Source organism: Bartonella sp. HY038 (genome assembly GCF_014117425.1).
Taxonomy (GTDB): Bacteria; Pseudomonadota; Alphaproteobacteria; order Rhizobiales; family Rhizobiaceae; genus HY038.
Genome location: NZ_CP059725.1, coordinates 1,345,165 through 1,357,564, shown reverse-complemented (window position 1 = coordinate 1,357,564; position 12,400 = coordinate 1,345,165). Strand labels below are relative to the sequence as shown.

At 39.0% G+C, this 12,400-nt stretch carries 12 protein-coding genes and 1 tRNA gene; 4 read left to right on the top strand and 9 right to left on the bottom strand.

The features are described from left to right. Positions 1–33 precede the first annotated feature (33 nt). Positions 34–852 (top strand): DNA repair protein RadC, encoded by an 819-nt coding sequence (radC, locus tag H3299_RS05750; RefSeq protein ID WP_182419325.1) that lies wholly within the window; start codon positions 34–36, stop codon positions 850–852. A 60-nt stretch (positions 853–912) separates the two neighbouring features. Here radC and H3299_RS05745 read toward each other — a convergent pair whose 3' ends face one another. From H3299_RS05745 to H3299_RS05735, 3 genes are all read right to left on the bottom strand, one after another. Further along, a complete protein-coding gene (locus H3299_RS05745; protein ID WP_182419324.1) occupies positions 913–1,119 on the bottom strand; it encodes a DUF3126 family protein in 207 nt (68 codons plus the stop codon). A 726-nt stretch (positions 1,120–1,845) separates the two neighbouring features. Continuing rightward, positions 1,846–2,010, bottom strand: coding sequence for a hypothetical protein (locus tag H3299_RS05740; protein WP_182419323.1), 165 nt, complete (start codon positions 2,008–2,010; stop codon positions 1,846–1,848). 648 nt (positions 2,011–2,658) lie between these two features. Beyond that, positions 2,659–2,734 (bottom strand) — tRNA-Thr (locus H3299_RS05735). 264 nt (positions 2,735–2,998) lie between these two features. On the opposite strand from H3299_RS05735, the gene gltX reads away from it, so the two are divergent. Continuing rightward, positions 2,999–4,420: a glutamate--tRNA ligase gene (gltX, locus tag H3299_RS05730; RefSeq protein ID WP_182419322.1), complete on the top strand. Its 1,422-nt coding sequence runs from the start codon at positions 2,999–3,001 to the stop codon at positions 4,418–4,420. Positions 4,421–4,983: 563 nt separating this feature from the next. Continuing rightward, entirely contained in the window at positions 4,984–6,273 is a 1,290-nt protein-coding gene (gene gltA, locus H3299_RS05725; RefSeq protein ID WP_182419321.1) for a citrate synthase, read from the top strand. Positions 6,274–6,379: 106 nt separating this feature from the next. On the opposite strand, the gene glpD is transcribed toward gltA, so the two are convergent. Then, positions 6,380–7,870 carry a glycerol-3-phosphate dehydrogenase gene (gene glpD, locus H3299_RS05720; protein ID WP_182419320.1) on the bottom strand — a complete coding sequence of 497 codons (1,491 nt, stop codon included), beginning with the start codon at positions 7,868–7,870 and terminating at the stop codon, positions 6,380–6,382. 357 nt (positions 7,871–8,227) lie between these two features. On the opposite strand from glpD, the gene H3299_RS05715 reads away from it, so the two are divergent. After that, the gene (locus H3299_RS05715; RefSeq protein WP_182419319.1) at positions 8,228–8,890 is read left to right on the top strand and encodes a DUF2268 domain-containing putative Zn-dependent protease; all 663 of its coding nucleotides are present in this window, start codon (positions 8,228–8,230) and stop codon (positions 8,888–8,890) included. A 130-nt stretch (positions 8,891–9,020) separates the two neighbouring features. Here H3299_RS05715 and nusB read toward each other — a convergent pair whose 3' ends face one another. The 5 genes from nusB to nrdR form a co-directional block, all read right to left on the bottom strand. Beyond that, positions 9,021–9,494 carry a transcription antitermination factor NusB gene (gene nusB / locus H3299_RS05710; protein WP_182419318.1) on the bottom strand — a complete coding sequence of 158 codons (474 nt, stop codon included), beginning with the start codon at positions 9,492–9,494 and terminating at the stop codon, positions 9,021–9,023. Then, on the bottom strand, positions 9,491–9,949 hold the full coding sequence (locus tag H3299_RS05705) for a 6,7-dimethyl-8-ribityllumazine synthase (protein WP_182419317.1): 459 nt from the start codon (positions 9,947–9,949) through the stop codon (positions 9,491–9,493). The genes nusB and H3299_RS05705 overlap by 4 nt, the downstream gene beginning before the upstream one ends. 159 nt (positions 9,950–10,108) lie before the next feature. Beyond that, on the bottom strand, positions 10,109–10,714 hold the full coding sequence (locus H3299_RS05700; RefSeq protein ID WP_182419316.1) for a riboflavin synthase: 606 nt from the start codon (positions 10,712–10,714) through the stop codon (positions 10,109–10,111). Positions 10,715–10,716: 2 nt separating this feature from the next. After that, a complete protein-coding gene (gene ribD / locus H3299_RS05695) occupies positions 10,717–11,820 on the bottom strand; it encodes a bifunctional diaminohydroxyphosphoribosylaminopyrimidine deaminase/5-amino-6-(5-phosphoribosylamino)uracil reductase RibD (protein ID WP_182419315.1) in 1,104 nt (367 codons plus the stop codon). Continuing rightward, on the bottom strand, positions 11,817–12,290 hold the full coding sequence (gene nrdR / locus H3299_RS05690; RefSeq protein WP_182419314.1) for a transcriptional regulator NrdR: 474 nt from the start codon (positions 12,288–12,290) through the stop codon (positions 11,817–11,819). Before nrdR ends, ribD begins: the two co-directional genes overlap by 4 nt. Between the last annotated feature and the right edge of the window lie 110 nt (positions 12,291–12,400).

The window sequence follows — 12,400 nt, the reverse complement described above, 5'->3', positions numbered from 1 at the left end:
AAAAACTTTATACAGACATGTAAGGGGGAAGCCATGTCGGGTAAGGAACATAAAGACACTTTTCAAGAATCTGATTTTTTTAACCTTGTAGGTCAAATAGTACCACAGGTAAAATTGAATTCCCCAAAAGGTGTTAAATCACCGGATGCAAAAAACATTAAGACAAAACCACCCAAAGAAAAAATGCATTATGAAGGGCACCGACAAAGACTACGCCAACGCTTTATCGAAACAGATGGTCAAGGGCTTGCTGATTACGAATTATTAGAGCTCCTGTTATTTCGCTCATTACCTCGTGCGGACACAAAACCACTTGCAAAAGCTCTCTTACATCACTTTGGAACGCTAGCAGATGTGCTCGGTGCGGATATTAAGCGCCTAATCGAAGTAAAAGGGTGTGGTGAATCAATTGCTTTAGACCTCAAAATCATTGGTACAACAATCACAAAAGCCAATAGGGCAAGTATTAATAAACGCAATATTTTTTCATCTTGGGATAAGGTTATAGATTATTGCACATCTGTCATGGCGCATGAAACTATTGAGCAATTTCGTATATTATTTCTTGATAAAAAAAATGGTTTAATCGCTGACGAAGTCCATCAAAGCGGAACGATTGATCATATCCCTGTCTATCCAAGAGAAGTAATGAAGCGGGCTTTAGAACTTGCTGCTGCTGCTATAATCCTTGTCCATAATCATCCATCGGGAGATCCTACTCCCTCACGCGAGGATATTTCCATGACCATAAAACTGATGGAAGTTGCCAAAGGTTTAAATATAACCATAATAGATCATCTGATTATCGGAAGAAATGGCCATGTCAGTCTAAAATCCCTTAATCTCATATAATAAAAGCCAACTTTCCGATTGAAAAAGTTGGCTTTCGTTTCATGTATCAATTGGCTATGCTTATAAGTCAATATCCAAAATTGCCATGGAAAAATTATAGGATAGCTCACCCTCGTCATCATCAACATATACAACGCCAATGAATTCATCATCAATATAAACTTCGCATGAATCATCTTTACGCGGACGAGGCTTAACACTAATCGCCGCATTACCGAATGTTCGCTTAAAGTAAGCATCTAACTTTTTAATTTCTTCGGGTTTCACCAGATTCTCCTGCTAAAATTCTAACTAAATTTAAAAATATTTATAGCAAACAAACAAATATATTAGCTACTACTTATTTTTAATTCAATTGCATCTCTATTTAATATAGGTCGGCTTGTTGGTGCTTAAAGGTGCAACTAAAAGTAATTACCTTTTTATAAAAGACATCTGTTTTCCCAATTGCAATCATTGTAAAAAAATAAAGCCAACGCTAATATACTATTGCAAGCGTAATATGATTAACAGCACCATTTTTCAACCTATTAAAACACATATATGACAAATTTCTGCTTAAATAAGGCCAAAGCAGATCAACAATTATTTCGTCAATCACTTTTTTGTTTTGTTGCAAATATTATTCATAATCGGTTTAACATAAAAATATGAAACCTTGAGACATATGGTTTGCCTATTGAAAGGAGCCATGAAGACTCAAAAGATTAAAAAATATATTATGTCCGCGTTTAAAAAGTAATTGGGCAAAAAATAATTTTAAAGCCAGTTTCAAATACTGGCACTTTGATGCAACAATCATATTCAGGTGGCAGCCAAGTATCTGCGTTAATGTTTAAGCTATAGGGATATTGAAGAACTGTTATTGGACTACGGTATCAAGATTAATCTCAGTTAAATCAACTTTTGGATATTTAAATATGCACTAAAACATGAAAAACGCTGACGGAAATTCAAAAAGCCTCATTGTGAGTCTGTTCGCATTAATGAGACTTATATTAAGGTTAAAGACCAAGGGTTAGATTTATGAAATATTTTTATCTCCCAATCAATAAACATGGTGTTTTCATTGATTTGTTGACGAAAACATAGAGGGATAGAAATGCTGCCATACGCTTTTTTCTCAAGGCTTTCAAAGATGATAGGTTCTTTGCCCATTAATACCCTTAGCAAAGATTAGAACAGATAAAGCAAAGGCTTTTTCTAGTGTCTTACAGTTATTAACTGAAAATGATGTGCTTATTGGAAAGCATATCCATTATGTAACCTAAGATACTGTCATATAGCATTGAAAGCGTTCACTCTCGGCTTAAAAGACCAATGTCGCCAAATGGTGGCTTTCAATCATCTAAGACTGCAAGCGAATAATAATTGGCTATGATCCAGCTTCAAGCTTAAGTCAGAACTAGGTCAAAGGGCGCATGGACTACACTAGAGCAAAACCACATACACCACGATATATTTGGAATAAGATGGTTAACTATAGCTAAAGACTAGGTGCTCAAGGCATAAATGCTTCTAACTCAAACTTTGCGACAACGCCGTTGCAAATATTAACCCACATTTATTCAGGCTCCCTGATGCTGTATGGATGGCAGAAGCTGGAATCAGTATGAGTGAAATTACACCATATTTAAAATATTCCAATATATCGGTAACAGAAAAAGTCTATGCACAGTTTTAACCAGACGATTTATGAAAAGCTAAAAATGCACTTGAAACTGGGCTTTATGAGTTCTCAACAAATTCAATAAACCTAAAGGCCACATCTCAATAAAGATCAATACATTGTTTTTATTGACCTTTTGGTGCCGCAGATAGGAATCGAACCTACGACCCCATCATTACGAATGATGTGCTCTACCGACTGAGCTACTGCGGCCTATCTTGCTCTTTAGCAAGAGCTAGCATTAAGCAAAACTCCAATAGCGAAATCTTGATATGAATGCAAGCCTTGAAAAGCAAGTTTTCTTGTATTTTATAACGCAAATTTATACTGGTTATGCACTATATTAGGAATTAAAAAATTTTTTCCCTATTCGTTGGAATAGCACAATTAAAATGATAAGCATTAAATATCAAAAGAGTCGCTATAAGCTTATAAAAATTGACCCATGATAATTGGGTAAGAAATTCGGAGTATTATATGTCTGCACCGGTGGTCACACGCTTTGCCCCTTCACCAACAGGTTTTTTGCATATTGGTGGTGCAAGGACTGCTTTATTTAATTGGTTATATGCCAAGCATTCTGACGGCAAAATGCTACTGCGCATTGAAGATACCGATCGCGAGCGCTCCACTGATGCTGCCGTAAATGCGATTTTAGAAGGCCTAACTTGGCTTGGCCTTGACTGGGATGGCGATGCTATATCACAACTTAGCCGTGTTGAGCGGCACCGAGAAGTTGCAGAGGAGTTGGTTGCTAAGGGTAGAGCCTATTACTGCTATGCAAGCCCAGAAGAACTAACCCAAATGCGTGAAACTGCACGCGCAGAAGGTAGGCCACCGCGCTATGATGGGCGGTGGAGAGATCGTGATGCATCTGAAGCACCTCAAGGCATTAAACCAGTAATTCGCATTAAAGCACCAACGGTTGGCGAAACTATTGTGCATGATCATGTACAAGGTGAAGTGCGCTTTCCTAACAAAGATCTTGATGATTTTATTATTTTACGCTCAGATGGCACCCCTACCTACATGCATGCGGTTGTTGTCGATGACCATGATATGGGCGTTACTCATATCATTCGTGGTGACGACCATTTAACCAATTCAGCCCGCCAAACCATTATTTATCAAGCAATGGAATGGAATATTCCGCGAATGGCGCATATTCCACTTATTCATGGTGCTGATGGGGCAAAACTGTCTAAACGTCACGGTGCTCTTGGTGTTGAAGCCTATCGCGCTATGGGTTATTTACCAGTAGCTTTACGTAATTATCTCGTCCGTTTGGGGTGGAGCCATGGCGATGATGAAATTATGAGCATGGATGAAATGATCTCGTGGTTTGATATTGATGACATCAATAAAGGGGCTTCGCGGTTTGATTTCAAAAAGCTTGAAGCGATTAATGGCCAGTATATTCGAGCTAGTGATGATTTGTTCTTATTTGAAAGCGCAATTGACATCTTGCCTGAAATTGAAGGTGGAGCTGATATTCTTGCAAAACTTACCGATGAAAAGCGAGCGCAATTTCTTGCCGCTATGCCAGGATTAAAATCAAGAGCCAAAACACTGGTTGAATTAATTGATGGTGCTGCATTTATTTTTGCAGAGCGCCCTTTAAAGCTTGACGAAAAAGCGGCGTCCCTTCTTGACAACGACGGCAAAGCCATTCTTGCTAACACTTTACCTGTTTTAGAAAATTGCATTGAATGGAGTGATGACGCACTACATGCTGCAATTAACGCTCATAGCGAAGCAAGTGGCGTAAAACTAGGTAAAATAGCCCAGCCTTTACGCGCAGCATTAACTGGTAGAGCTGTATCGCCAGGTGTATTTGACGTGTTAGCTGTACTTGGAAGAGACGAATCTATTGCCCGCGTAAGGGACCAATTATCATAAATTAATTGCAACTAAATCACCACTGTGTAAGATTATATGTTCTGCAAACTAAAATTTTGATATCGCGGAATATATAATCTTGCTTAGCACATTTAGAGTATTTGGAAAGTAAGCAAATATTTTAACCAAAGTGCTTTAAATATGCGTCGAAGCTGTTATTGTAAAACTGGGAGGAGTTTTATAAACATGCAATGTTTTGTTATGTAATTAAATCCCCTTATAATTTAATATGCATTACCTAGGGGATAAACCTTCGTTGTTAAAATAGATATTAACTAACATTAATTCGGTAGGTTGGATGGTCAAAACAACTAAACTCAAGCTAAGCAGCGGTTTTGATCACAAAATTTTCATTTTAATGTAAGCAGTAATTAGATCTATTAGAATTTAACAAAATTTATCACGGAGCTGAGACACATAACACTAAAATAATACAAATTTGACGTTGCAACTGAAATGATTTTGAGTAGGCTAACAAGAATACTCAATGAATAAAATGATTTTTATTAGCAATGAAATTGCATACTCTATTCCAATGGGATGAGGATTTGAAAGGGAAAATTATGTCGGATAATAGCGCTCATATTATGGTCGAGGGTAAATCGATCGAATTACCAGTGCGAAAAGGCACCTTGGGACCTGATGTTATTGAAATTGCCCCTCTTTATAAGGAAACGGGTACTTTTACCTATGATCCAGGCTTCACATCCACCGCATCATGCGAATCAAAAATCACTTATATTGATGGTGATGCAGGTGTTCTTCTTTACCGCGGTTATCCAATTGAACAATTGGCAGAAAAAGGCGACTTTTTAGAAACTTGCTATCTTCTTCTTTATGGAGAACTACCAACAGCTGCACAAAAGGCAGATTTTGACTATCGTGTTCAACACCACAATATGATGCACGAACAATTTGCTCGCTTCTTCCAAGGCTTTCGCCGCGATTCTCACCCAATGGCAGTCATGGTTGCCTGTCTTGGCGCTATGTCAGCTTTCTATCACGATTCAATTGATATTACTGATCCGCATCAGCGCATGGTTGCTTCAATCCGCCTGGTTGCGAAAGTACCAACCCTTGCTGCAATGGCATATAAATATTCGATCGGCCAGCCTTTCGTATATCCACGCAACTCGCTTGATTATGCGTCAAATTTCTTGCATATGTGTTTTGCCGTGCCTTGTGAGGAATATGTTGTTAACCCGATACTTGGCCGCGCGATGGATCGAATCTTTACGCTCCATGCGGATCATGAACAAAATGCTTCAACATCAACGGTGCGTTTAGCTGGTTCATCTGGTGCCAATCCTTTTGCATGTATCGCTGCCGGCGTTGCATGTCTTTGGGGCCCTGCACATGGTGGTGCCAATGAAGCTTGCTTAAAAATGCTTGAAGAAATTGGCTCTGTAGATCGTATCCCCGAATTTATTGCGCGCGCTAAAGATAAGGATGATCCGTTCCGCCTTATGGGCTTTGGTCATCGTGTTTATAAAAATTACGATCCTCGTGCTCGTATCATGCAGCAAACATGCCACGAAGTACTTACAGAACTTGGCATTAAAGATGATCCACTTCTTGACATTGCTATGGAACTTGAAAAAATTGCGCTGCATGATCCATATTTTGTTGAAAAGAAGCTCTATCCCAATGTTGACTTCTATTCAGGCATTACTTTGAAGGCTCTTGGCTTCCCAACCAATATGTTTACTGTTCTATTTGCCTTAGCTCGCAGTGTTGGCTGGGTTGCACAATGGATGGAAATGATTGAAGATCCTGCACAAAAAATTGGCCGCCCTCGTCAGCTTTACACAGGCGCCGCCGAACGCGATTACGTTCCAGTTGATAAGCGCTAAATTTAAATAACTTATCTGATCTAAAATTAAGCCTCTTACAAATAATATTGTAGGAGGCTTTTTATAAGAAACATCTTAATATATATGCAAATTTTTCAGCAATTAACTATGGTTGGATCAAACGATCGGATAAGTAGTTTTCTAATACTTCACGCTGATCATCATCAAATTTTAGCCCCAACTTGGTACGACGCCACAAAATATCATTGGCGGTTTGCGCCCATTCTCTTTTAATAAGCCAATCAACCTCCACCTCAAATAGCCCGTACCCAAAATCAATGCCAAAATCTCTATTATCCCTATTAAAAATATGGAATACATCTGTTCCATAACAGCTTGTTAAACGGTTAACCGTAAAGTGATCTAGCATTGGTAACATCTTAGCAACGCTTTTTTCTAAACCTTCAAAATCTCCATGAGGGAAATCACCACCGGGCAGGCAAACATTTGCGGTCCATTTCCCTTTGCGTTTTCCTAAATATTTTTCAACAAAACTCATTGCATCTTCAGCAAGCTTACGAAAAGTTGTCATTTTTCCGCCATATAGGGTTAAAAGAGGCAATTTTGTATCGGCAAGCTTTAAAAGATAATCACGGCTTGTTTCCTGAGCGTTTTTCTCACCGTTATCATATAGAGCCCTAACGCCTGAAAAAGACCAAACTACCTTTTCAGGGCTAATTTGTTGGGTAAAATATTCATTTGAAGCAGCACATAAATAATCTATCTCTTCAGTGGTGATTTTCACTTTGCCAAGATCACCCTGATAATCAATATCCGTAGTGCCAATCAGTGTATAGTCTTGTTGAAATGGTATAGCAAAAAGAACCCTTCGATCGACATTTTGAAACATATAAGCATGCTCATGCTTATAAAGACGCGGCACAATAATATGAGAGCCTTGCACCAATCTTATCGGCGAATGAACCTTTAAACCTGCTACATCGCCCAAGATATTATCCATCCAAGCTCCTGCCATATTTACTAAAAAACTCGCTGTGTAATGAGTTTCCTGCCTATGTCCTTCACGCTGCACGGTGATATGCCATCGATCATTGATAATCTTTACTGAAATAACTTTGCTACGCACACGAATATCAGCCCCCAATTGTTGAGCGTGGCGCGCATTAAGAATGGCAAGACGCGCATCATCAACACGCGTATCATAATATTCAAAACCCTTATTATAATTTTGTTTCAGCGGATTACTAACTGCTTTTGAAAAATCAACCGCTCTCGAGTGGGGAAGTACCGTTCTCGCACCCAAACGGCTATAAATAAACATTCCCATATTTAAAAACCATTTAGGTCTAATGTCCTTATGATGCGGCAGTAAAAACTGCAATGGTTGCACAATATGGGGCGCAATTTTCCAAATAGTTTCCCGTTCTTTTAAGCTCTCGCGCACCAAGCTAAAGGCACCCTGCTCAAGATAACGCAAACCACCATGAATAAGCTTTGTTGATGCCGAAGACGCACCCGATGCAATATCATTCATCTCGGCTAAACAAACTTTAAAACCTCGTCCCGCAGCATCACGAGCCAAACCACAACCATTGATACCGCCACCAATAATAAAGACGTCAAAATTTTTTTCCATAAAAGCCCCGCCTCGAAATAGGTCAAAACAAAGTACTTTTTTTACAATATATTTATCGCCAACACTTCAATTTGTTAGGAAAACTAATTTTAGAAAAAAATTATTATTTTATAAAAATCAATTAATTAGCCAAATCAATATTTAAATCATGCAAAAAAAAGCTCGTACTTTATTAATTTATCGCCTATTGTCTCATGATTAAATGACAGTATGAAGAAAAATACTAAAAAAAATGCCCACATCAAAAAAAATAAAATTTTGCTATAAGATACTGATATCCAATGAAAATAATTGGCAAAGCAGGTAAAATTTTATATGTTTTTTACGTAAATTGAATATTAACACTGGAATTTAACAATGGATTTACGGTTGCATTTTCTTGAGGCCGCAGGCGATTTATCGTCTTGGAAAGATATTATTCGAACTCAGATCGAAGCACTACGCTTAAAGATTGAAAAAATTGTACCTGCTAAGGATCATAATATTGCCATTGATGTTTTAATCGGCAATGATCCCACTAATATTATTCCCGAAATTGGCGTGGGCGGTAGCTGCTATAAAGCTGAACTTATTTCCATTAGCATTGATTCACAAAACGAAAATTTTTCAGCTAAACTTGCGGAAGGTCATTTTGCCCAAGCCATTGCACATGAATTGCATCATGCGATGCGATGGGCACGACATGGCTATGGAGAAACGCTTGGCGAAGCAATCATTTCCGAAGGTCTCGCCGACTATTTTTCAACGTTTATTACTTCGATGCCTGTACCGCCTTGGTGCAAAGTTGAAATAACAAATCAAATAATCAAGCTTGCAAAAAGTCAGCTAAAGAATGAAAATTACAACCATTATGAATGGTTTTTCGGCACGGGTGATTTGCCACGCTGGGCAGGATATAGCATTGGTTATCAACTTATCGATTTATACAGCCGCAATAATGACAAAAAAAGTAAGACAGGTATGGTCGATATTGATGCAATGGAAATTTTAAATCATATCAATAAACTGTTAAAGCAGTAACGTAGATTTAAACCAATAGCTATAATTTAGTAAATATAGATGAACTTTCATCCAACATATAATAAACAAAATAAAAAGCACTGTTCCCGAAACGAAACAGTACCTTTTATGATAATTTAAAAAATATAATTTAGCTTTTTCGCAATTGCTTAGCTGAATTATCTAGCAAGGCATTAACAAGCTTTGGCTCTTCCTTGCCAAAAAATGCTTTTGCAATATCAACATATTCAGACACAATCACAGGAAGCGGAACTTCTGGACGATTCTTTAATTCCCAAATACCCGCGCGTAAAATCGCACGTAAGGTTGTATCAATACGCGATAAAGGCCAACCTTCAGGCAAAAAATCATGAATGAGTGGATCTATTTCGCGTTGTTCGGCAACAACGCCTGCAATGATTGAGCGGAACCACTGCGCATCAGCTTCCAGATATTGATCACCATCAATATCTTTGCCTAACCGAAAACTCTCATATTCGGTCACTGTTTCCATCACACCACTTCCGGCAATATCCATTTGATAAAGCGCCTGCACGGCCGCAAGACGCGCTGCACCTCGTTTATTTGCCGGCCGCACAGATGGCTTTTTATTCTCTTCGCTCACTCACTTACTCCAAATTGCTTTTTTAATGCAATCATTTTTAATGCGGCATCTGCAGCAAAACCACCCTTGTCCTTATCTAGGACACTGGCGCGCGCGATAGCCTGTTCTTCATTTTCAACTGTTAGAATACCATTGCCGATAGCAAGACGCTTGCGCATTGTCAATTCCATGATGCCACGACAAGACTCATTAGCAACAATTTCGAAATGGTAGGTTTCGCCACGAATAACACAGCCAAGCGCAATATAACCATCATAATGTACATCATAGCTTTTATAAGCATTGGCAATAACACCCGGAATTTCCAATGCACCTGGCACGGTTACAACATCATAGGTTGCACCTACCCCATCAAGGTGTTTTTTAGCGCCCTCAAGCAAACTATCAGCCAAATGATCATAAAAACGAGCTTCTACAATCAATAAATGCAAAGGGCGTTCTTTTTTCGAATTCATTGCCATCTCCAAAAAGTGTTTTAACTATCAATACTCCCAATGTGGCAAAATGAAAAGAAAAACTCTCCATTTTTGGCATTATTAAGCGAGTTAAATGATAATTGCATCAACGAATTATAAGCTTAATATCCGCCCTTTTCGAGCTTGAGATAATTACTATTAAGAAAATTCTGCTAAGCGGGCGGCATAACGAGCCAATTGGTCAATTTCTATATTAAGAATATCACCAACTTCGCGCTGTCCCCAAGTTGTAACCTCGAGCGTATGACGAATAATCAGCACGTCAAAAGTAGTACGCTCCACCTTGTTAACCGTTAACGATGTTCCATCAAGGCAAACAGAACCCTTTTGTGCAATAAAGCGCGCTAATTTTTCATCTACCTTAATGGTAAATCTTGTCGCCTCTCCCTCGCCATCTTTTTTTATGATTTCTGCTGTACCATCGACATGGCCTGAAACCAAATGGCCGCCCATTTCATCACCAAGCTTTAACGAACGCTCGAGATTGATTTGTTTATCAATCTGCCACGATCCAATGGTTGTAAGTCGCAAAGCCTCTTCCCAAGCTTCCACTTCAAACCATGATTCCGCGCTTGTTTCTTCAGGCAGGGCAACAACGGTCAAGCAAATGCCACTACATGCGATAGACGCGCCAATATCAATGGTTGAGGGATCATATGTCGTTGCAATGCGAAAGCGTAAACCTTCATCAAGCGGGGTTATTTGTTCAATGCGACCCATATCAGTAACAATACCCGTAAACATAACTAAATCCTTTCCCATATGCACCAAATATCATTGTCATAGCTTTTTTGACTGCTTTGCCAATAGTCTTTTTGCAAATTTAAAAATTTTGGTGCGGCGTAGCCATTAGTTTCAATTTTTTGATTTGATTTTAATAATATAAGTCTATCAATTAAACCGCCATCATAAAAAGATTGTGCGACTTTACGACCACCTTCAACAAGCAAATTATTAATACCCTCGCCCCCGAAAAATTCCATAAGCTCATTTAAATGATTATGAATATTTTCACCAAATGGAATAATACGGCAGCCTAATGCCTCGAGTAATTTTTGCTTATTTTGATCATTATTTTCATTGCAAATAATCCAAAGTGGAATTTGCTTTGCCGAAAGCACAATACGACTTTCAACTGAAATACTTAAATCACTATCAAGCACGATACGAAATGGCGAACGCTTTTCGAGGCCCGGCAAGCGACAATCCAACATTGGATCGTCAATTATTATTGTACCAATACCTACTAAAATGGCATCGCTTTCAGCCCTTAAAATATGGGTGCGTGCTTTTGATAAACTTCCAGTTATCTGGGTATTTGCCGCGTTAATTCTACCAATATAACCATCTTGAGATAAGGCGAGCTTTTGGGTTATAAAAGGGCGTTTTTTTGTAATTCTAGTTAAAAAGCCTGCTAAACCTTCAAAAGCCTTTCGACTTGCAATATCTTGAACAACATCAATACCAGCAGCTTTAAGCCGCGCTATCCCTCGTCCGCTCACACGCGGATCGGGATCATCTCGAGCTATCACTACCCTTTTTACTCCTGCCGCGATTAATGCATCAACACAAGGTGGTGTTTTTCCATGATGAGAACACGGCTCTAGAGTTACATAAGCAGTTGCACCCTTTGCGCTAGCCCCAGCTTGCTGCAAGGCTTGTGGCTCTGCGTGGGGGCGGCCACCAACGGCTGTAACACCAATACCAATAATAATTGGCTTGCCGTTCATTTCCTTAACAATTACCGCGCCAACACTTGGATTTTCTGCCGTACACCCAAGATTTTGTCGCCCCAAACGAATAGCAACTTCCATAAACCGTTGATGCATCTGCTGTTCGTCTAATGTCATTCCTTAACCTCGTCGATCGGGGAAATTTTTACCTCATCGATAATATTATGGAAATCTTGCGCCGAACTAAAATTGCGATAAACCGATGCAAATCGAATATAAGCAATATCATCAATGCGCTTTAATGCCTCCATTACCAAACGACCAATTTCCTCGGAGGTTACTTCAACTTCACCAGAGCTTTCAAGCTGACGCACAATGCCGGAAACTGCTCGATCAATTTTTTCTTTATCTATTTCGCGCTTGCGCAACGCAACATCGATGGAGCGCATTAATTTTTCACGGTCAAAAGGCATATGTCGACCACTTTTTTTAATCACCATTAATTCACGAAGTTGCACGCGCTCAAAGGTGGTAAAGCGCCCGCCGCATACCGAGCAAATACGGCGCCGGCGAATGACCGACCCATCTTCTGTTGGACGCGAATCCTTAACCTGTGTATCTTCACATTGACAAAAGGGGCAGCGCATATTGTGGTAACTCTCTTTATTCTAGTCTAAAATTAAAATTTTAATAGTGTCAGGAAAAATTAAAAACATAAAATCAGTTTCATTCAGTCTTTTTTTAAAGTTAATGATTA